This window comes from Aquibacillus sediminis, from assembly GCF_005870085.1.
Lineage (GTDB): Bacteria > Bacillota > Bacilli > Bacillales > Amphibacillaceae > Aquibacillus_E > Aquibacillus_E sediminis.
Window position 1 is genome coordinate 112,988 of record NZ_SZNM01000006.1, and the last position, 22,454, is coordinate 135,441.

General features: G+C 37.7%; 18 protein-coding genes and 1 riboswitch. Of the genes, 14 read left to right on the plus strand and 4 right to left on the minus strand.

The window, feature by feature from the left end; genetic code table 11:
• The first annotated feature begins 82 nt into the window (after positions 1 to 82).
• The 3 genes from FCI53_RS08735 to rnjA all read left to right on the plus strand — a co-directional run bounded on the left by FCI53_RS08735 (position 83) and on the right by rnjA (position 3,649).
• Positions 83 to 700 carry a class I SAM-dependent methyltransferase gene (locus FCI53_RS08735; RefSeq protein WP_138417901.1) on the plus strand — a complete coding sequence of 206 codons (618 nt, stop codon included), beginning with the start codon at positions 83 to 85 and terminating at the stop codon, positions 698 to 700.
• Between the two features lie 544 nt (positions 701 to 1,244).
• Complete coding sequence (locus FCI53_RS08740) at positions 1,245 to 1,664, plus strand: universal stress protein (RefSeq protein WP_138417903.1); 420 nt, start codon at positions 1,245 to 1,247, stop codon at positions 1,662 to 1,664.
• A 314-nt stretch (positions 1,665 to 1,978) separates the two neighbouring features.
• The gene (gene rnjA / locus FCI53_RS08745; RefSeq protein ID WP_138417905.1) at positions 1,979 to 3,649 is read left to right on the plus strand and encodes a ribonuclease J1; all 1,671 of its coding nucleotides are present in this window, start codon (positions 1,979 to 1,981) and stop codon (positions 3,647 to 3,649) included.
• Between the two features lie 115 nt (positions 3,650 to 3,764).
• Here rnjA and sstT read toward each other — a convergent pair whose 3' ends face one another.
• Positions 3,765 to 5,024, minus strand: a complete 1,260-nt coding sequence (sstT, locus tag FCI53_RS08750) for a serine/threonine transporter SstT (protein WP_138417907.1) — start codon at positions 5,022 to 5,024, stop codon at positions 3,765 to 3,767.
• Positions 5,025 to 5,578: 554 nt separating this feature from the next.
• Between sstT and FCI53_RS08755 the strand changes: the two genes are divergently transcribed.
• From FCI53_RS08755 to scpC, 8 genes are all read left to right on the plus strand, one after another.
• A complete protein-coding gene (locus tag FCI53_RS08755) occupies positions 5,579 to 7,015 on the plus strand; it encodes a glycoside hydrolase family 1 protein (protein WP_138417908.1) in 1,437 nt (478 codons plus the stop codon).
• A 572-nt stretch (positions 7,016 to 7,587) separates the two neighbouring features.
• Positions 7,588 to 7,932, plus strand: coding sequence for an ArsR/SmtB family transcription factor (locus FCI53_RS08760; RefSeq protein WP_138417910.1), 345 nt, complete (start codon positions 7,588 to 7,590; stop codon positions 7,930 to 7,932).
• A gap of 16 nt (positions 7,933 to 7,948) precedes the next feature.
• Positions 7,949 to 9,247: an arsenic transporter gene (locus tag FCI53_RS08765; protein ID WP_138417912.1), complete on the plus strand. Its 1,299-nt coding sequence runs from the start codon at positions 7,949 to 7,951 to the stop codon at positions 9,245 to 9,247.
• A 19-nt stretch (positions 9,248 to 9,266) separates the two neighbouring features.
• Entirely contained in the window at positions 9,267 to 9,686 is a 420-nt protein-coding gene (arsC, locus tag FCI53_RS08770; protein WP_138417914.1) for an arsenate reductase (thioredoxin), read from the plus strand.
• 294 nt (positions 9,687 to 9,980) lie between these two features.
• Complete coding sequence (locus FCI53_RS08775) at positions 9,981 to 10,355, plus strand: fluoride efflux transporter FluC (RefSeq protein ID WP_138417916.1); 375 nt, start codon at positions 9,981 to 9,983, stop codon at positions 10,353 to 10,355.
• Positions 10,352 to 10,714, plus strand: a complete 363-nt coding sequence (crcB, locus tag FCI53_RS08780; RefSeq protein ID WP_138417918.1) for a fluoride efflux transporter CrcB — start codon at positions 10,352 to 10,354, stop codon at positions 10,712 to 10,714. The genes FCI53_RS08775 and crcB overlap by 4 nt, the downstream gene beginning before the upstream one ends.
• 471 nt (positions 10,715 to 11,185) lie before the next feature.
• On the plus strand, positions 11,186 to 11,830 hold the full coding sequence (locus FCI53_RS08785) for a LytTR family DNA-binding domain-containing protein (protein ID WP_138417921.1): 645 nt from the start codon (positions 11,186 to 11,188) through the stop codon (positions 11,828 to 11,830).
• 158 nt (positions 11,831 to 11,988) lie between these two features.
• The gene (gene scpC, locus FCI53_RS08790) at positions 11,989 to 13,503 is read left to right on the plus strand and encodes a succinyl-CoA:acetate CoA-transferase ScpC (protein WP_138417923.1); all 1,515 of its coding nucleotides are present in this window, start codon (positions 11,989 to 11,991) and stop codon (positions 13,501 to 13,503) included.
• Positions 13,504 to 13,654: 151 nt separating this feature from the next.
• On the opposite strand, the gene FCI53_RS08795 is transcribed toward scpC, so the two are convergent.
• Positions 13,655 to 14,989: a sulfatase family protein gene (locus FCI53_RS08795; protein WP_138417924.1), complete on the minus strand. Its 1,335-nt coding sequence runs from the start codon at positions 14,987 to 14,989 to the stop codon at positions 13,655 to 13,657.
• Positions 14,990 to 15,169: 180 nt separating this feature from the next.
• Positions 15,170 to 16,624, minus strand: coding sequence for a PTS system trehalose-specific EIIBC component (gene treP, locus FCI53_RS08800; protein WP_138417926.1), 1,455 nt, complete (start codon positions 16,622 to 16,624; stop codon positions 15,170 to 15,172).
• Between the two features lie 370 nt (positions 16,625 to 16,994).
• On the opposite strand from treP, the gene FCI53_RS08805 reads away from it, so the two are divergent.
• From FCI53_RS08805 to FCI53_RS08815, 3 genes are all read left to right on the plus strand, one after another.
• Positions 16,995 to 17,915, plus strand: coding sequence for a LysR substrate-binding domain-containing protein (locus tag FCI53_RS08805; RefSeq protein ID WP_342774185.1), 921 nt, complete (start codon positions 16,995 to 16,997; stop codon positions 17,913 to 17,915).
• A gap of 269 nt (positions 17,916 to 18,184) precedes the next feature.
• Positions 18,185 to 18,286, plus strand: a riboswitch (purine riboswitch).
• Between the two features lie 169 nt (positions 18,287 to 18,455).
• On the plus strand, positions 18,456 to 19,052 hold the full coding sequence (locus FCI53_RS08810; protein WP_138417927.1) for a xanthine phosphoribosyltransferase: 597 nt from the start codon (positions 18,456 to 18,458) through the stop codon (positions 19,050 to 19,052).
• Positions 19,053 to 19,070: 18 nt separating this feature from the next.
• Positions 19,071 to 20,387: a nucleobase:cation symporter-2 family protein gene (locus FCI53_RS08815; RefSeq protein ID WP_138417929.1), complete on the plus strand. Its 1,317-nt coding sequence runs from the start codon at positions 19,071 to 19,073 to the stop codon at positions 20,385 to 20,387.
• A 146-nt stretch (positions 20,388 to 20,533) separates the two neighbouring features.
• Here the strand turns inward: FCI53_RS08815 and FCI53_RS08820 are convergent, their stop codons facing one another.
• Positions 20,534 to 22,267 carry a methyl-accepting chemotaxis protein gene (locus FCI53_RS08820; protein WP_171038115.1) on the minus strand — a complete coding sequence of 578 codons (1,734 nt, stop codon included), beginning with the start codon at positions 22,265 to 22,267 and terminating at the stop codon, positions 20,534 to 20,536.
• Positions 22,268 to 22,454: the final 187 nt, after the last annotated feature.

Genomic DNA, 22,454 nt, shown 5'->3' on the forward strand with positions numbered 1-22,454 from the left:
AAATAAATTATTATTACAATGCCGGTTAGATATGAAAAAAGAGGTAATTTATCGTAGAAAAAATGAGTTAGGATGAGACAACGTGTTAAAAGATACAGGTGAAAGAGTTATACCAGAAAATATGAAAATTACAAATGAGCTATTGCTTGAACATATTGCAAGATACCATTTTGCGGCCCCTTATGTACATGGGCGAGTATTGGATTTTGCTACAGGTGCAGGTTATGGAGCACATATAACCGCAAAGAAGGGGAAGAAGCGAGTAAGTGAGGTGATAGGAGTAGATATTGATCAAGAGGTTGTTGATTACGCCCAAAAGACTTATTACCATCCACTCACCAAATATATTCAAGGGGATGTAACAGACCCACATTTACCTGATAGATTAGGTCAGTTTGATACCATTTTAAGTTTTGAAACAATAGAACATGTGGAAGACGAAAAGCAATTTTTATTGAATATTTATCAACTGTTGAAACCTGGGGGTACATTGGTGTTATCGACTCCTTTTGGGCAAGGAAGAGGAAAACCGTGTGGGTCACCGTTTCATGTCCATCAGTTAACGATTGAGGAGTTCAAAAATTTGTTTCATGATTATACGGAAGCTCGCTTTTACTATCAAAAAGGGGCATTAATCGAACCTGATGGTTTTGAAACAAACGATCATAAACCACTTGGAATTGTGGTGTGTAAAAAATAAACGATAGAATAGAGGGATTGAGGATATAAGTGAAAGTATACACGCTATGTGTAAAATGTAATGGGATTGGCTATAAAACAAAAAAGTTTTTATTTTTTTCTTTTAAGAGAAAGTGTTCGTATTGTAAGGGAAATGGAAGGGTTAAAAGCAATAACATTCATTTATAATTAACCATGTTATATTGCATAGACTTGTAATTAATTATAAAAGACTGTACTATTGTTAGAACAACCCTAATATTTTTCTTCCCAAAAAAAGATCACTTTTTTAAGTGGTCTTTTTCTTTTATCCCGGTGCTATCGTCCGTAAGACTCGAACTTCAAAACAGAAAATGAGACGGAGATGTTAATATGGGAGTTAACACTTGGTTTCACCCCGAATGGTTAAACGAACACTCAGTGGGGGAGAGCAAAAAAACTACTGAGTGAAGTTTCACTTTTATTATGAAGTTTTCTATTATACTTAGTAGTTTGAATGGAGACAGTACATCGTTAATTCGAAAATTATTCTAAATTGCCTTCAAAACGCTAAGGGGAGATGTGCCATGTACCAAAAAATATTACTTGCTACTGATGGTTCTGAACATTCGAAAAGAGCTGCAGAAAATGCATTTCGTATTGCACAAACTAGTTCAGAGGCACAGGTTGAAATGGTATATGTAGTGGATGCCACTAAGGCAAAAACGGATGTTTTAACTAATTGGAATGCTGTTGATGTAAATGATGTAAGAAAAAAGCAGTTAGATGAAGCAGAGAAATTAGCTAAAGAAATGGGTATTGATTATCAAGTGAAAATACTACATGGTGAACCAGGTCCTTCAATTGTTGACTATGCAAATAAGCATAACGTTGATGTCATTATTATTGGCAGCAGAGGACTCAATGGATTACAAGAGTTTGTGTTGGGAAGCGTCAGTCATAAGGTTGCGAAACGAGCGAATTGCCCCGTACTTATTGTCAAATAATAGGTATAATAGGGGTGTAAAAAGATCCGGCTTGTACAATGGAAATAGGTAACGAATAGAAGGATTCGTTACCGGGTATCTTGGTTGTATGCGTGATGAAGTTAACGGAGCTTGTCATTATTCTTTCAATACCTTTTTGATAAAATCTAATGTTAAAAAATTTAATACATAACAAATAAGGAGAGTTTTTTTATGATAGACAAGAAAGAATTATATCAAGAATTTGAAGACCGCAAACTACATGCTGATCACAGCCAGCATGTAATAGGAACTTATTACAATCTGAACACTTCGCAATGGAGAATGTTTAAGCGATGAAAGCTGTAAAAAATGATCAAACTGCAGTTTTTGCCTTAGGTGGATTGGGTGAAGTTGGGAAAAATACGTATGCTGTGCAATTCCAAGATGAGATCGTGCTTATAGATGCAGGGATTAAATTCCCTGAAGATGAGTTGCTTGGAATTGATTACGTAATTCCGGATTACAGCTACCTAGTGCAAAATCAAGATAAAATAAAAGGACTATTTATCACCCATGGTCACGAGGATCATATTGGCGGGATCCCATTTCTATTAAAAGAAATCAACATCCCAATTTATGCTGGAAAACTTGCGTTTGGATTGATCAAAAGTAAATTAGAAGAACACGGTCTATTACGAAACGCGGAACTTCACACCTTTAAAGAGGATGATGTAATAAAATTTCGAAAAACATCTGTCGCGTTTTTCAGAACGACACATAGTATTCCAGATTCATACGGCATAGTGGTCAAAACCCCTCCAGGTAATGTGGTTCATACTGGGGATTTTAAATTTGATTTTACACCAGTGGGTGAACCTGCCAATTTAACGAAAATGGCTGAGATTGGTAAAGAGGGAGTGCTATGTTTATTATCAGATAGTACAAATAGTGAGGTCCCTGGATTTACCATGTCGGAACGCGTCGTGGGTGAAAGTATTAACGAAATTTTTAATCGAGATGAAACGGGAAGGATTATTTTTGCAACCTTTGCATCAAACATTTATCGATTGCAACAAGCTGTGGAAGCTTCTGTGAAGCATAATCGAAAAATAGCAGTGTTTGGTAGGAGTATGGAAAAATCTATTACAATTGGACAAGAACTAGGATATATTCGTGCTCCAAAAGATACGTTTATTGATCACAATCAAATAAATCGTCTCCCAGCAAATGAGGTGACGATTCTATGTACAGGGTCTCAAGGTGAGCCAATGGCCGCACTTTCTCGAATTGCGAACGGTACACACCGACAGATTCAACTCATTCCTGGCGATACGGTTGTGTTTTCTTCTTCACCAATCCCAGGAAATACCGTTAGTGTGAATAGAATTATTAACAAGCTTTATCGAGCAGGTGCAGCGGTGATTCACGGTCCGTTAAATGATATCCATACATCAGGTCATGGCGGACAACAAGAACAGAAGCTGATGTTACAATTAATCAATCCAAAATTCTTCATGCCAATTCATGGGGAATATCGAATGTTAAAAGAGCATGCCAAACTAGCGCAAATGTCTGTTATGGATCCCGAAAATTGTTTCATAATGGATAATGGCGATGTACTTGCCCTCGGAAAAGATCACGCATCGATTGCAGGCAAAATACCATCAGGAGCGATCTATGTAGATGGAAGCGGCATAGGGGATATAGGTAATATTGTGCTAAGAGATCGACGAATTCTGTCTGAACAAGGGTTAGTAATGGTTGTTGTAACGATTAATATGAAGGAATTTAAGATTGCCTCAGGACCTGACATCATCTCAAGAGGTTTTGTTTATATGAGGGAATCAGGAGATCTTATCAAAGAAGCTCAAAAAATCGTTTCAGTACATCTAGAAAAAGTGATGGAAAGGCGTACGACACAGTGGTCTGAAATTAAAAATGAAATTACAGATACGATCGCACCGTTCCTTTATGACAAAACAAAACGTAGGCCAATGATTTTGCCTATTATAATGGAAGTTTAATGAAAAATTTCTAATGTGTAGGGGAAATAGAGAACGCTATTTGAATCTTTTCCCTCAATCATATATTCAAATAGAAAGAGAGTAGCAATTGCTACTCTCTTTCTATTTGGCACGTTTAAGCCTTTTTTTCCAAATGTGAATCGCTGGCATGAATACTGATTTCTTTTCCTTCTTTACGCCTTTTTCTATATTCAGCTGTTGCTGTGAAAATAACGTCAGAGGAAGAATTAAGTGCTGTTTCACAAGAATCCTGTAAAATCCCGACAACAAAACCAACAGCAACGACCTGCATCGCAATTTCATTTGGAATTCCAAATAAACTAGATGCTAAAGGGATAAGAAGTAGCGATCCACCTGCTACCCCAGATGCGCCAGTAGCGGATACAGCTGATAGAACACAAAGGAGAAGGGCAGTTCCAAAATCAACTGGAATATCAAGTGTATTTACTGCTGCAAGAGTTAACACAGAAATGGTAACGGCTGCACCTGACATATTGATCGTAGCGCCTAATGGAATCGATACGGAATACGTATCTTTATCTAAATTTAACTTTTCGCATAAACGCATATTAACTGGAATGTTAGCAGCTGAGCTACGTGTAAAGAATGCTGTAATAGCACTTTCCCTTAAAGCTTTAAAGACGAGTGGATAAGGGTTCTTACGAATCGAAATAAATACAATAATCGGATTGATTACAAGGGCGATAAAGAGCATACAACCGAGTAAAACAGCTAGTAATTTTCCGTAACCCAGCAAGGCAGAAAGTCCATTTGACGCGATTGCATCAAACACAAGCCCCATAATTCCAATCGGTGCTAGATTAATCACCCATTTCACTATTTGAGAGATGGCGTTTGAAAAGCTAGCAAGCATATCTTTCGTACTGTCACTAGCATTTTTTAATGCGACACCAAGCAGTACTGCCCATGTAAGTATGCCGATATAGTTTGCATTTAATAAAGCGTCTACTGGATTATCCACGATATTTAACAGTAATGTTTGAATTACTTCAACAATTCCGCCGGGTGGTGTCAGGCCTTCCGCACTTGTACCAAGTGATAAATTTACGGGAAATAGAAAGGTAGCACCAACTGCGATAAAACCAGCTGAAAGTGTACTAATAGCATAAAGCCCAATAATCGACTTTATATTCGTTTGTTGACCGCTCTTATGCATGGAAATGGCTGACATCACTAACAATAAGACTAGTATTGGTGCAACTGCCTCTAATGCTCCTACAAATAACGAACCAAAAATTGTTATCCATTTTGCTTGATCAGGGATGGTAATAGCTAATAAGATACCGATAATAATGCCAATTAGGATTCGCTTTACTAGGCTAATTTGATTCCATCTACGTATTAAGTTTTTCATCATTTTCCCTCCGTTTTATGCTGACCCGTTACTAATAGAAATAGGAGTTTCTATTATAGGAAGACAGTTGTATTCTAGATATGTACATATGTCAGTTTAACACGAATATTGTAAATTATTAAATAACTAAATATTACCAATATTAGGAATATCCCCGGGCGGTATCGTGCGAGTAGGACTTACCGAATAGAATCAATCCGCTATTGGTTGTTCACCTTTCTCTTTTAGAAATGAGGGAAACTTCTTCCAGTAATGGATGATAACCTATCAGATAATGAATTATCTTGTCAATTATTTGAAAGGGGAACGGTGTGATCAAGTCTCCACACATGTTGAGTTACTATCGTTATATATTTTTTAGCTATTGTATCACATGAAGTTACACATTGTTACATTCTTGAAACAAATTACTTTTCATGTTTCTAGCCACTAGATATTATTCAGATATTTACTTATAAGGAAATGATCGTTATCATGTTCAATATTGACAATGTTATAAGTTTAGGATAGAACGAAATACTAGTAAAACAGATAAATGAATCGGAGGTTAATAAATGAAAACATATCAATTTCCTAAAGGATTTCTATGGGGAGGAGCAACTGCTGCCAATCAAATCGAAGGTGGATTTGGGGAAGGAAATAAAGGATTAAATATTGCTGACGTTCTACCAGGTGGAAAGGGAAGATTGGATATCCTACAATCTCCAGGCTTTGATTTCGAAGTGGACCGTGACAAGTATAATTATCCCAACCATGAAGCAATTGACTTCTATCACCGTTATAAAGAAGATATTGCGCTATTTGCTGAGATGGGTTTTAAAGTTTTCCGTATGTCGATTGCATGGACACGAATTTTTCCAACTGGTACTGAAATGGAACCAAATGAAGAAGGATTGAAATTCTACGATAATGTGTTTGATGAATTACATAAACATGGAATTGAGCCAGTTGTCACGATTTCTCACTATGAAATGCCTCTGCATCTTGTTAAAGAGTACGGTGGTTGGAGAAGTCGAGAAGTCATTACATTCTTTGAAAGATATGTAAATGCGCTATTTCATCGCTACAAAGATAAAGTGAAATATTGGATGACGTTTAATGAAATCAATAGTGGGTTTATCATGCCGATTCAAGGGCTAGGTTTTGCGATCCAAGAGGAAGAAGACAAATACCAACCAACATTCCAAGCTTTTCACCACCAATTTGTTGCGAGTGCGATTGCGGTTAAAGCTTGTCATGACATCATTCCAGAAGCTAAGATCGGTAACATGATTCTTTATGCACCAGTCTATTCCTATGATTCTAACCCAGAAAATGTGATGTATGCTCTACAAGAAGAGCGCATGTTTAACTATTTCTGTGCAGATGTGCAAGTGAGAGGGGAATACCCGGCATTTATTAAACGGTATTGGAAAGAACACGGTATTGAATTAGATATACAAGCTGGTGACCTAGAATTGATAAAGGAGGGGACTGTCGATTATGTTGGCTTTAGTTACTATATGTCCCGCACGGAGAAAGTAGATAAGACTACAGAGGAAGCGGCTGAAGGCAATTTAATTGGCGGTGTAAGGAATCCTTTCTTACAAGCGAGTGAATGGGGCTGGGAAATTGACCCAACCGGATTGCGTATTAGCTTAAACAATTTATATGATCGCTACCAGGTACCATTATTTGTTGTGGAAAATGGATTAGGTGCATATGACAAAGTGGAACAAGATGGTTCCATTAACGATGACTATCGGATTGATTTTCTTCGTGAACATATTAAAGCTATGGGCGAAGCGTTAGAAGATGGAGTGGAATTAATGGGCTATACAAGTTGGGGCTGTATTGATTTAGTTAGTGCTTCATCTGGCCAATATTCGAAACGTTATGGGTACATTTATGTCGATAAGCATGATGATGGTAGTGGAACATTAGAGCGTAAAAGGAAAAAGTCCTTCTACTGGTATAAAGACGTGATTGCATCCAATGGGGAACAGTTATAGTGTTGCTGTGAGGAGTAAGCAATTAGGACATTTAATCCGCTATTTTAGGTGAAAACCGCTGATTTAGTGGTGCTACGGACATATGATGCGTTATTTTTCAAAAAAGACTCAAAATGCTGTCATTTTCATTAAATAAGGAACTAAATGTCTGTCATTCCCTTAGAATGAATGGCAGCTTTTTGTGCGAATAAGGTATTAGATGTTCGTGAAAAATCAATACAGGGGATTCACAGCAGAAAGCACCAACGTCAAAAAGCTCAGAATTCAATCTGGGCTTTTTTATTGTCAGGAAATTATAAAAGTGTGCCGCTGTGGATACTAATTGCAGTGCAAGCCACGTCCGCGAAGCGCTAAAGCTGTAGCGCAACTTCCCTCACCTCTTGATTTTTGTAGTTTTCGAGAATCAGCCGAGAGAACTTATCGCGGTAGATTCAAGAGGATTATAATATATGGTTAATGGAATCTATATGGATAGTCCTAGATCGTGATCTAGGAGAGACAAGAGAAAAAGGGTTGCTTATATAAGCAAATTATTATATAGTAATAAGCAGATAAACATGGAGGTGCTCTGTATGGTGAAAACATCAATAGAAATGGATAAAGCGGCAATGGTATTAAAATTGTTGGGAGATAAAACTCGGCTAACAATGGTGAAGCTTTTGGAAAATAATGATTGTTGTGTTTGTGAATTTGTTGAAATATTCCAGGCAAGTCAACCATCTATCAGTCAGCACCTTCGAAAATTAAGAGATGTTGGCTTAGTGAAAGAGGAAAGAAGAGGACAGTGGATTTTTTATTCGATTAATCAAGATAATGCTTACTATCCGTTTGTCGAACACATTCTCAAGCAAGTCCCTAATCAAGATCATAAGTTAAAAGAATTGGAAGCAAACGGAACACGGATTACGTGTTGTTAATAGGAGGAGGATATTTTTGACATCATCAGTTATACTCGCATCGATTATTTTCTTGGCAACGCTAGTTCTCGTGATTTGGCAGCCAAAAGGCTTGTCGATTGGATGGTCTGCATGTGGTGGGGCGATTCTTGCATTACTAGTAGGTGTCGTAGGATTTAACGATGTCATCGAAGTAACAGGCATTGTATGGAATGCAACGCTTGCTTTTGTGGCTATTATTCTTATTTCATTAATTTTAGATGAGATTGGATTCTTTGAATGGGCTGCCCTACATATGGCCCGAGCAGCCAAAGGACATGGTATTAAGATGTTCGTTTATGTCAGTTTATTAGGTGCCGTTGTGGCCGCGTTTTTCGCAAATGACGGGGCGGCATTAATTTTGACACCGATCGTGCTGGCGATGGTGCGTAACTTGAACTTTCAAGAAAAAATGGTATTTCCGTTTATAATGGCGAGTGGTTTTATCGCTGATACAACTTCATTACCACTAGTGGTAAGTAACTTGGTAAACATTGTATCTGCGGATTTCTTTAACATCGGTTTTGTTGAGTATGCATCACGAATGATTATTCCAAACTTGTTCTCACTTGCGGCAACGATTTTGGTGTTATTAATTTATTTTAGAAAAAGTATTCCAAGAAACTATGATTTTACGCAATTAAAGGATCCTGCTGAAGCAATACGAGACACGAAAATGTTTCGGTTATCGTGGTATGTACTTGGCGTGTTGTTAATTGGTTATTTTATTAGTGAGTTCATCATGCTTCCTGTATCAATTGTTGCAGGTGTGATTGCAATATTCTTTTTAATCATGGCGCGAAACAGTAAGGCTGTTAATACAAAGGCGGTAGTAAAAGGTGCGCCGTGGGATATAGTCTTTTTCTCGATTGGGATGTATGTGGTTGTGTTTGGACTGCGAAATGCCGGACTAACAGATGTGTTGGCATCCGTCATCCAAGCTAGTGCAGAACAAGGTTTATTTGTCGCTACTGTTGCGATGGGATTCATTGCAGCAATTTTGTCTTCGATAATGAATAACATGCCAACTGTCATGATTGATGCGATTGCAATCGCTGAAACGGATACATCTGGTGTGATCAGAGAAGCACTGATTTATGCCAACGTAATTGGTTCTGACTTAGGACCGAAAATCACTCCAATTGGTTCCTTAGCTACTTTATTGTGGCTCCATGTCTTATCACAAAAGGGAGTTAAAATTTCTTGGGGAACGTATTTTAAGACAGGGATTATCTTAACGATTCCTATCCTATTTATTACATTGATAGGACTTTATCTAACACTACTAATACTTTAAAAAAAGGGGACAATCAGTTATGACTAAAAAAACAATTTATTTCTTATGTACCGGAAACTCTTGCAGAAGCCAAATGGCAGAAGGGTGGGGAAAACAACATCTAGGTGATGAATGGGAAGTGTATAGTGCTGGAATCGAGGCACATGGATTAAATCCAAATGCAGTCAAAGCAATGAATGAAGTAGATATTGATATATCGAATCAAAAATCTGAAATCATTGATCCGGATATTTTAAAAAATGCGACGTTAGCCGTAACGTTATGTGGAGATGCAAAAGATAAGTGTCCTGTCACACCACCAAACGTAAAACGGGAACATTGGGGATTTGACGACCCAGCTAAAGCGGAAGGAACAGACGAAGAGAAATGGGCTGTTTTTCAGCGTGTACGTGATGAGATTGGTGAGCGGATTAAACGATTTGCGGAAACGGGTGAGTAAGGCCGTGTCAGATCAGGAGTGAATTAATAGGACCCACCTAAAACACATAGTCAACAAAAAAAATACGGGCAGATACAACATTAGTATCTGTCCGTATTTTTTTGTGGATGACAAATTTTCGGAAAAGGAAATATTAAGCTAAAAGTTACCTGATCGCACAGCATGTATTTAGACGTAAAAAAGCTAACTCATATAACAGATATATTGTGTATAATGGTTATTGTGAAAAACAATAAATCTTTGATCATTAGAAGCACTTTAAATAAAAAAGTCACCCTAACACAGGAGGATTATATGGTTTATCTTTTAATCGGCTTAGCCGGTGCATTAGGCGCAATGCTACGGTACATGGTTGGAATCACTTTATGGACAGACAGTATCTTTCCATTTGCCACATTAACTGTTAATCTACTAGGAAGTTTTCTATTAGCTTGGCTAACAACTGCCTTATTCAAAAGGATTTCTATTTCGCCGATGCTAGCTAGTGCAATTGGCACAGGCTTTGTCGGTTCGTTTACAACGTTCTCAACTTTAAGTGTGGAGACGGTTGAGATGATGACAAATGGACATGCTATCCTGGCGATTTTATATGTTGCGATTAGTATTATAGGTGGAATGTTTATGAGTCGTATCGGTTTTAAAGTAAGTAGAGAGGGAGAAGGGATATGACACTATTCAATCTAGTTTTAGTCGGAATAGGTGGCTTTGCTGGAGCTATTGCCCGTTTTACAGTGAGCAAGTCTTTAAATAATTCTTCAACAACTATGCCAATTGGGACTCTTGCTGTAAATATATTAGGGTCTTTCTTGCTTGGGCTAATAACAGGTATGCAAGCAAATGAAGCAATTATTTTGTTAGTTGGGACTGGCTTTTTAGGAGCATTTACAACGTTCTCTACATTTAAGTTAGAAGTCATACAAATACATTTTAAACAATACAAAAAAGCATTGATTACATATATTTTACTCACTTATGGAGTGGGGATTGTTATGTCGTTTATTGGATATGTAGTGGGGAGGTTGTTTTAATCCCAGTGAAACCGTCCGTAACACTCCCACCTCAAACCTGAAATAAAACGTGGATGTTTATGTGGAAGTGAACGGTCGTTAAACCCCGATTGGTTCAACTAACATTCAGTGGGAAGAGCAAAAGCCCCCCACCGATTGAAGTTTCTCTTTATAAGAAGGCTGTTTTTTAAATATTGTTGTTTTGTCATAGAAAACATAAACTGCGAGGTAACTTTTACTGGATGTAACCTTCTGATCTGAATTGGATGTAATAATAGGTTCAATAGAATTGGGATTTCGAAATTCGTCGGAAAAGAACCTATCACGACAGTTCCATCGACAATAAGACCTCGGAAGTGTCGAGAGAGCGTGGTGTATTTCCGTAGTGCTAGATTACCACTCATTCCAACAATGCTATCACATGCTAAATTATGTAGATGATAGTACAATAGAATTAACTAGGAATTAGCAAAAAAAGAAGGGTGATCAGGTATGGAGGGGTTGTCATTACATTCTCTTTTAGATGTCATGGTCGAATTGTTTTCTGATGAGATATCGATTGCTGTTTCCAATACAACGGAATATGTTTATTATTGTCCTAGTAAACGTATAAACTTAAAAATCGAACCAGGAGATCCAGTAAAAGAAGGAACCATTGCGCATAAAGCCTTATCTTCTGGACAAAAGGTGTCAGAACTTATTGATCGTGATGTATTTGGGATTCCTTATCACGGGATGGCTGTTCCGTTTTATAACCATGAGAAATTGGAAGGGTGCGTGACGGCTATTTATCCAGCCTTAACGGATGGTGCGTCTGTTGTAACGATTAAAACTGAGGATGGATGGAAGCCAATACCATTTGTAGATGTTAGTTATATTGAAGTTCATAATCGTAAAACATATGTACACACGAATGAGTACGTAGGGAGTCACAAACATACATTACAAGAGTTTGAATATATCTTACCGCGACATTCATTTGTACGTTGCCATCGTTCGTTTATTGTAAATGTTCATGCTATTAAACATATTTATCCAGATACCCATTCAACATTTGTACTTGAAATGGAGAATGGTGTGCAAATCCCTGTTAGTCAATCTTATTCGAGTTATTTTAGAAAATTGTTGGGTTTTTAGGTGAAAAACGTTCCGTTCACATTTCAGACACATAAATCGCATTAATGGCTTGGAATTTCTGTTTTGTCAAAATATTCTCTCTTTTACACGAGATTATCTCTTGTGTTAATCCCTTTACGTTATAATGAGCACAAACAGACAAGGAAAGAGGGATACGTATGGGAAATCGTGAGCAGAGAATAAAGCATGCAGATTTACAAGATCGTGTAGTATCTCCAGGGGAAGCTGCGTCATGGATTGGGGATGGAATGACGCTAGGGTTAAGTGGTTTTACTCGAGCAGGGGATGTGAAGGCAGTGCCTTCAGCATTGGTCAAACGTGCAGAAACAGATAATTTTAAAGTTAATGTGTATACAGGGGCTTCTTTAGGTTCTGATATCGATCGCTTATTTGCTGAAGCGGGCATTATTCATAAACGTCTCCCTTTCCAAGCGGATGCGACAATGAGAAAGAAGATCAACGGAGGAGAACATTTATTTGTTGATCATCATTTATCACACACTGCAGAGTTGGTTCGAGCGAATGCTATAGAGTCCATTGATTACGCAATATTGGAAGCGGTTTCGATTACGGAAGACGGGTTGGTGATTCCAACAACATCTGTCGGAAATTCTTTAACATTTGCTACACATGCAGACAATATTATTATTGAAATCAATGAGTCGCAGTCTCCATTGTTAGAAGGGTTACATGACTTGTATGATCCAGGTAACCAAGGGGAAAGGGAACCAATCCCGTTAACAAAAGTCGATGATCGAATTGGAACGGTAGGTATTCCGGTTGATGTAGATAAAATAAAGGGAATTGTATTTACTAACCAACTAGATTCTCCATCAACTATTGTCGCTCCTGATGAAGAGACAAAGCAAATGGCAGATCATTTACTAACGTTTTTACGTTCAGAAATTAGTGCGGGGCGATTAACAGAGAAACTAGCGCCATTACAATCAGGAATAGGTTCTGTTGCTAATGCAGTCCTACATGGAATGATTGATTCAGAGTTTAAAGGGTTAGAAGTGTATTCTGAGGTACTACAGGATGCAGTTTTTGACCTAATTGATGCAGGGAAAGTGGATGTTGCTTCTTGTTGTTCCATCACATTGTCAGAAGCAAAAATGAAACAGGTTTTTAATAACTTTGAGAAGTATCGTGATAAATTGGTGATGCGGCCACAAGAGATTTCCAATCACCCTGAAATTATTCGTCGTCTCGGGTTAATTTCTATTAATACTGCACTAGAGTTTGATATCTATGGGAATGTTAATTCGACGCACGTAATGGGAACAAAGATGATGAATGGTATTGGTGGATCAGGGGATTTTGCAAGAAATGCCCGACTAGCCATTTTTGTAACAAAGTCAATAGCTAAGAATGGGGATATTTCAAGCGTGGTTCCATATGTCACCCATACAGATCATACCGAGCACGATGTGGATGTTGTAGTGACAGAACAAGGGTATGCAGATTTACGAGGATTGGCTCCAAGAGAACGGGTCGGTAAAATCATTGAACATTGTGCTCATCCTATGTATCGCAGCCAATTGTGGGACTATTACCATGAAGCATTAAATCGTGGGGGACAAACGCCACATGTATTAGAAAAGGCATTCTCATGGCATGCAAATTTTCAAAAGAATGGAACGATGTTAGAAAAAGTTCCAACAAGTGTTTAAAATGAAAAGAGTCTTTCGGTTGAAAGGCTCTTTTTTAAAAAAATAAAAAAGTTTGCAATAGTAGTTCGTGCTGCTGGATACGTGGAAGCCTTAATTGAAGTCGCAAAAAAATAGACGACCACGGTTACTAGATCCGTAGTCGTCTATTTTATTATTTTCTACCTTGATACGTTGTCCCTTTAGCTTCTTCTTCCGCCCATTGTTTTGATTCAACGCCTTCAACAGTACCGTGTAATAATGGATCATTGGTTTCTTTCATCCAGTTATTCACTTTCGTACGTAGTTCTTCAGCGATTTGTAAATATGCTGGGTCACTAATCCTATTCTTCTCTTCTAGAGGGTCCTTCGTTAAATCATATAATTCCTCTTCTTCATTAGGAACATAATATTGCTCCTGGACATCTTGTCCTGCAATACTCTTATGCGTATCGACGGGCATGTAGATCATTGGTCCATCTTCTAAGTTCAATACGTATTTATAATTTTCAGTACGAATTCCGCGCATTGGATGGTAGCGGTCGTGCCAGGTCATTTCACAGAAAAATTCTTCTCTTACTTTCTCCTCACTTCCAGTTAATAAGGAGGCAAAACTTTTTCCATCTAAGTCATCTGGAATTTGTGCACCTGCTAATTCTAGCAATGTAGGCATCAAATCAATATTACAAAGTAGTTGATCCATTTCTTTATTGCGCTCAATTAAATTAGGTGAATAGGCGATTAATAATGTTTCTAATCCTGCATCTTTCAATGACCCTTTCCCGCGTGGCACAGGAAGGCCGTGATCGGTTGTAAGGATAACAATCGTATCTTTATCTAGACCAGTTTCCTCTAATTTTCGAATAATACGTCCAACAGCTCGATCAAAGACTTTCACGGAACCATTTAATAATGCGAGATCTTTACGGATATTCTCGGTATCAGGCAGATAGGATAAAACTTCCACATCATTAATATCATCTGCCTCATCCTCGTAATGATCGAAAGGCCGGTGTGTTTCCTCAAAGCCAATATTAACAAAGAATGGTTTGTTATCTGTTGTTGTCGCTTTGTTGTCGAGAAAATCTTCGACGTGATCCGTGACTTGAGGAGCAAAGTTCCCTGGTACTTCTTGGTAATTATCATAGCCAAGCTTATAAGTGGAACTTACGACGCCTTCCGGTTCATCACCAATCGTTTCGTGGCTAAAGCCAATTAAATTGGTTTCATATCCAGCCTTCTTTAATTCTTTAGGAAGCGTTGTTTTGTCTCCATTAATGGAAAAGTTCTTATGGGCTAGGCCTAACATTCCATTATTGTGTGGATATAGACCAGTCATAATACTAGCTCTACTTGGGCTACATTGTGGTGCAGGGCAGTAGAATTGGTTAAATTTAATTCCTTTCTCAGCCAGTTCATCAATATTAGGACTTTCTACTTTATGACCATATGTACCTAAATATCTACCTGTATCATGAGAAATCATAAAAACAATATTTGGTTGATTCATATTTATTCAATCCTTTCAAACTTGATTATTGATAAAAGTATTCCCAAAACATATTCCCTTTACCATCAGTAGGTTTTAACTAACAATTATGTAAAGGAAAAGTTCTTTCAGGGGTATGTAAAAAACCAAGGCATTCGCTTTTTGGAGCGAATGCCATCTAATAAGGTTATGAATTCGTAATTATGCTGCTTGTTTTTTAGAATTTTTGTTTGAACTGCTTGTCTTGCTATTATTTTCTTTGTTCTCTTTATATTTGGCATAAACGATGGTCAATACAAATGGGACGATTAATGCAATCCCCATTGCTAAGAAATAGACACCCCAGAATTGAGTGAAGATGTTTAGGAATCCTGGTAGTCCTCCGATTCCAATTGTACCTTCAACTCCATTCATCGCAACAACCATACCAGCAATTGCTGCACCAATCATGGCGCTAATAAATGGAAATTTAAAGCGGATATTAACACCGAACATTGCTGGTTCCGTAACACCAAGAAAAGCAGAGATGGAAGATGTTAAAGCAGTACCTTTTAGTTTTTTGTTGTTTGTAACAAACATCATTGCAAGAGCTGATGACCCTTGTGCGATGTTTGACATTACTCGGACTGGCCATAGATATGTCATCCCAACTGCAGCAATTAATTGTAAGTCAAGTGCGATAAAGGTGTGGTGCATACCTGTAACAACAAGTAATGAGTTAATACCACCATAAATAAATCCTGCAAGACCTCCATAATTTCCGAATAAAGCCATCACAGCATCTGTGATCCCAGTTCCAATTGCTAAGGAAAGTGGTCCAATCACAATAAATGCAATGAAACCAGTTAGTAGTAATGTTACCGGCGCTACAACTAGTAACTGAATTGAATCGTGCACACGATTTTTAAGAAATCCTTCAATCTTAGCTAATACATAAGCTGCTAATAAAACAGGTAATACTTGTCCTTGGTAACCAATTTGGTTTACACCGAACCCGAATAAATCCCATTGAGGAATTACTTCTTGTTGAAGGGCTTCATTTGCACTCATCAATGATGGGTGAATCAACATTAACCCCATTACAATACCTAATAACGGACTTCCACCAAACCTAGTAACAGCTGACCAACCAACTAAACCAGGTAAAAAGGTGAAGGCGGTATTGGCAATTAAGTTAACGATTTCAGAAAAGCCTTGCCACTGCGGATAGACATCGATAATCGATTGATTGTCAAAGAAAATCCCTTCCCCGACTAGAATATTATTTAATCCTAGTAAAAGACCTGCAGTGATAATAGCTGGCAATATTGGAATAAAGATATCGCCTAATACTTTCACTAAACGTTGAAAGGGGTTTAGTTTTTTCGCAGACTCTTCTTTAACCTCCTTTTTAGATGAACCATCCATTCCAGTGACATCTAGGAGTACCTCATATGCTTTGTTAACTGTTCCTTGTCCAATTACTACTTGAAATTGGCCGTTAGACGAAAAGGATCCCTTTACAAGATCGATGTTTTCGAGTTCATCAACATTTACCTTGTCTTCATCCTGTAATGAAAAACGTAACCGTGTCACACAATGAGCAACTCGGTTAATATTATCTTTTCCGCCGATGGCTTCAACAATTTGTTGTACAGATTGCTTTGATACACTCATGTTTTCTCCCCCTATGTCGCTTTATGATCTAAAGATGCGCTGTAAGTCTTATGGAATCGATTTCTTTTTTAAGGTGAATAAGAATGTTATTCATAACCTAAATAAAGAAATCTAATAATAGCGGTTACAATATAGTTAGAAAAAATTAGTTCAGCTAGCAAAAAAATTATTGTAACGGCTTTCTTTTTTTGACTTGTATATACACCTCGTTGATGTATTGTTAGTATAACTTGTATATACATGAAAAGCAATGGCAAATTCATCCATAATTGTTATAGGTTATAACCAAAAGATATAGGGGTAGTGCTGATAAGGCGATCAGCAAAACTAGCTATAGTATAAAAATCAACTTGGAGACAAGGGAAGGGCTGTGACAATCGTGAACATGGAAAGTTTGAGAATGTTCTGTGATGTAGTGGAACAAGGGAGTATTAGTAAGGCGGCAAGAAAAGGATTTGTATCACAACCGGCTGTAACGAAACAAATACGTCAATTAGAAGATCGTTATGGTGCAAAATTATTTGATCGTTCGGAACAGAAACTTGAACTAACGGAAGCTGGTTCAACGCTGTATCCATACGCAAAAGAAATAATTGTTTACTATCAACGCTCACAGGAAGCGATTAGACAGGTGATCGGGGGTGTGATTCCGACACTGAATATCGGAGCAACTTTGACGATTGGAGAATATATCTTACCAGAAATACTTGAGAAATATTCGAGAAATAATCAAGATACAAAGTTTAACCTACGATTAGGCAATACACCAGATATATTATCTAAATTAAAAGATACCACGATTGATATCGCATTGGTGGAAGGTATGGTAGATAACGACAAGCTTGATGATGGATTAGTGGCTGAAAAATTCTCGACTGATGATTTAGTTTTGATCACCCCACCTCAACATGCGTGGAGTGATTGTGATGAAATAAACCTTGATGAAATAGCTGATGAAAAAATGATTTGGCGAGAATCTTCATCGGGGACTAGAATACAAGTTGAAACCGAGTTAAAAAAGTATGGCGTAGATCAAAAAATACAAGCATCAATGGAAATGGAGAGTATACAAGCAATAAAAAATGCAGTAGAGGCAGGGCTAGGGGTGAGTATTGTTCCGAAAATAACGGTTCGAAAAGAGTTACAATACGGTATGTTAGCTGAGGTAAATATAAAGGATTTTCATCTTACTAGAGATCTATATATGGTGCAAAGAAAGACCCGGTTCAAGAAAGTGGGTTTACAAAACTTCGTGAGTGTTTTACAAACTTACTTAAAAGAACTCACCTAATAAAATGAAACTTCACACAGTATGAGTGTTACTACCACAATGGTGGGATCCGTGGGCCTTTGAACCATCCGGGTGAAAGCGAAAGTTCACTCCCGCTTAAACATCTGTGTTTCCTATCATGTTTGGAAGTAGGAGTCTTACGGACAGTTGTACTAGAAAATGTGAATAATAAAAGCGATTTTTGGTTAAATAGTTCGTTAATTAGTCAAAAAAATTAATTTTTTCTTATTTAATGTTTGCATTTTGTTTAAAATCCGTTACAATGCAATATATAACAAAATATTTTCACTCGTATAATAGCAGGGATATGGCCTGCGAGTTTCTACCAGATAACCGTAAATTATCTGACTACGAGTAAGCTTAATTTGATGGAAATGTTTCTTCTACATGTTTACGTGTGGATTATTTCTGTTACCCAAAACAGCAGCTTACTCTAGTAGGCTGCTGTTTTTTTGTACTTGGATGGTCGTGTAAGGAAAACTTGGCTATCTATAACGTTTTCTACTATTAACAAGCTTAAAAAGGAGCGGGTGGCATCGCATGGAACTGTTAAAAAAGAAAATTAGGGATGAAGGTATGGTTTTAAATGAACACGTTCTAAAGGTGGATTCATTTATTAACCATCAAATGGATCCAGTACTGATGAAGGAGATGGGGAAAGAGTTTGCTAAGCGGTTTAAAGACAATGGGGTTACGAAAATACTTACGATTGAATCATCAGGGATTGCACCAGCAATTATGGCAGGACTTGAGTTAGATATACCGGTTATTTTTGCACGTAAGAAAAAGTCGTTAACATTAACAGATGATTTGTATACTTCAAAAGTTTATTCGTTTACGAAAAAAGAGACAAACACGATTACAGTGTCTCGTAAGTTTTTTTCTGAGGATGACACGATTCTTATTATAGATGATTTTCTAGCAAATGGTCATGCTGCATTCGGTTTAGCTGATCTTGCCAATCAAGCAAGCGCAACAGTAGCGGGAATTGGAATTGTGATTGAAAAGGCCTTTCAACCTGGAGGTGATGAACTTCGGGCAAGGGGATATAGAGTGGAATCATTGGCAAGAATAAGCTCACTTAAACATAAAACGGTTAAATTTGTAGAAGAACAGAAGGAATTAGAAATTTACTAAAAAAGGGGACTGTTTAGGATGCAGGGGAATTCTTTTAAGACATTATCAATCGGTTTTCAACATGTGTTAGCAATGTACGCTGGTGCAGTCATTGTTCCGCTCATTGTAGGTGGGGCGCTTAATCTATCATTTGAACAACTAACTTATCTTGTGTCGATCGATTTGTTAGCGTGTGGGGTTGCAACGTTATTACAAGTTTGGAAGAATAAATTTTTCGGTATTGGTTTACCTGTCATGTTAGGGTGTACTTTCACAGCGGTTGGGCCAATGATTGCCATTGGTAGCCAACATGGTATTTCTTCGATTTATGGTGCGATTTTAGTATCTGGTCTTTTTGTTGTTCTTATCTCTAAATACGTTAGTAAATTAGTTCGTTTCTTTCCGCCAGTTGTCACAGGTTCTGTCGTAACGATTATTGGGCTTACGTTGATCCCGGTGGCGATTACTGATATGGCTGGTGGAGATGGTAGTGCAGATTTTGGGAGTGCGACGAATTTACTGTTATCTTTTGGTGTTTTAGCTATTATTATTCTCATTAATCGATTTGCAACTGGTTTTATGCGTGCGGTCTCTATTTTACTTGGAATTATTGTAGGGACAATTGCTGCAGCTTTTATGGGGATGGTTGACTTTTCGGAAGTTGCAGAATCATCTTGGTTCCATACGATCCAACCATTTTATTTTGGGATGCCCACGTTTGAACTATCATCGATTATCACCATGGTGTTAGTTGCGATTGTTAGTTTAATTGAGTCAACTGGGGTTTATCTTGCTCTTGGGGATATTACAGATCGAGATATTGAAGAAAAAGATTTAGAAAAAGGATATCGAGCAGAGGGATTAGCTATATTTCTGGGAGGGATTTTCAATGCGTTCCCATATACGGCCTATTCACAAAATGTTGGTTTAGTTCAACTAACAGGAGTGAAAACAAACAAAGTAATTGTAGCTGCTGGTGGGATATTAGTTGTTTTAGGGTTTTTACCAAAAATTGCTGCCATTACAACACTGATTCCAACTGCTGTATTAGGTGGTGCGTCTGTTGCTATGTTTGGTATGGTGGTTGCCTCCGGTATTAAAATGTTAGGTAAAGTAGACTTTGATCGTCAAGAAAATTTACTAATTGTTGCATGTTCCGTTGGGATGGGACTTGGGGTTACGGTTGTTCCGGAAATTTTCGCACAATTGCCTCAGGCCATCCGCATTTTAACAGAAAGTGGTATTGTTGCCGGCAGTTTAACGGCGATTGTATTAAACCTTATCTTTAATGTGCTTACAAGTGAGAAGCCAGGTAATGTTCGAGATGTAAAGGCTCGGGAACAACAAGCGTCCTAACGATTTATCCGGATTGGTTGAGGCTAATACTCGATTAAGTGATAGGGTCCTTTAGCGATTACAAGAGAAAGTAGATGGTAAAGAAAGAGGAACTGCTGACGTAGTGCACGCGTTGGAGGTTCCTCTTTCTGCATGGTCGCTCGTTATTATCTGTATGGCAGCACTTCTGTTTGCAGTTTCTCAAGTAGTTGAATGATTTCGTTCGTTTTCGTGTTTAATTGGCCAAACAGTTGTTCAGATTGCTGAGAGTTTGATGATTGGGCCGTTTGTTTAACGTGCTCAACTAGTTGGTGAAACGCTTGGTGCGGCTGTTCAAGCGCTTGGAAAGTTGGTAAGGAAGCAAGGGAACTGCCCTTCATTTCTTCATACCATGTACCGAAGCGACAAGTCTCATGATCGGCATGCAAATCATCGATAGAATGATAGCCTAGTAGTGCGTTATAGGCCCACCATTGATAGAGCGCATGTTCGGTTTGAACAACACGTATTAATTGTTCTGGTGTTAATTCTGGTATCGTTTGGATCGTGTTTTGACGCAAATCATCAACTTCCGAACTCACTTCATAAATGGACTGCCCTGTTTCTTTTGCATGAAGTTTTATATCCTCTGTATGTTGATGGACATTTCCCATACGAGTGGTAATGTCTTGGGTTGCAGCTGCTTCTTCTTGAGAAATCGTTGCGATCGTATGGATTGATTCCCCAACCTCATTAATATGGCGTGTAATAGTATTCATTGTTTCAATCGATTGTTTTGCATATCCAACCCGTTGGTGGATCGTGTTAGCCATGTAGTTTGCATTGTCTGCCACCTCATTTGAATTTGTTTGAATTTGTTCAATTGTTGATGTTGCTTGATCGACATAGGTTTTGGTTTGTTCTGCTAGCTTGCGAACCTCTTCGGCCACAACTGCAAACCCTTTGCCATCTTCACCAGCACGGGCAGCTTCAATACTTGCGTTCAATGCTAATAGATTTGTTTCTTCCGCAATATTTTTGATAAACGTAATGACTTGATTAGTACTGGAAATCTGCTCCATTAAATGATCAATTTTATCTTTTGTATCGGTGAATTCTTCCGCAATTTTGATAAAATCATTTAATGTTCCCTCAATTACTTTTTGGCCATCTTTTGCTTCGTCCATCATTTTTTCTGCATTTTTAGCAGCCTTAATCGCATGTTCAGAAACTTGTTCAATCGCGGCACTTAACTGTTGTGAAGCTGCACTGACACTTGATGTTTCTTCAATGGTTGAGTCAACACTGTCTAACAGTAACTTCATTTTATCGGCTCCAGTGATATATTCCATCACTTTACTAATATTATGGACGAGTTGGTAATCATTTGCTTCTTGCGTCGATCCAATCACAACTAAGGTATCAAAGCTAATGATTCGTATGAGTGACAGAATGATGTTAGTAAGGTCCCTAGGTGAGTTCCGATATTGCTTGATAATATGTGGAAGTAAGTATTCGTAAACCCTTATGTATGAACCGATAAACCACTCATCTGTTAACCCAATTTTACTATGGATTCTGCCAATCTTTTTTCGGTACATGACATATTCCTTTGAGAGGGTAGGTTTAGTAAGTTGTTTGAAATAGGTGGTAATCGCCTCGACGTATCGTTGGTAATTTGAATTTTGTTCCATTATTTGTCGAATTTCTGGAATTTTCATGATCATTTGGAAATGTCGATCAGCGATTTCAGGTGCACATTGTTCCATGAGTGGATCGATTTTATGAAGATGTTCGATATCTTTTTCCGTTATTTGCAATAATTTTAACATTTGATTGATTCTGTCACTCACACCATCAATGGTTTCGGAATCGTTACTTAATGGTTGAATTTTGTTTTGTTTATTTCTAAAAGATAGCAAGAGAACACACCTCATTCTTCTTCGTAAAGTTTTAGAGACTATTTCCGTTTAGTATAATATACTTTTGATTTTAAAAAGTTGATATAAATCAATGATTTAAAAAAGTTTTGTTATTAAGTGATCAGAATGGAGCGTTCGTTAGTGAGAAAATGTGTTATCACGGTAGAATCGGTGGAAATTATGAAGT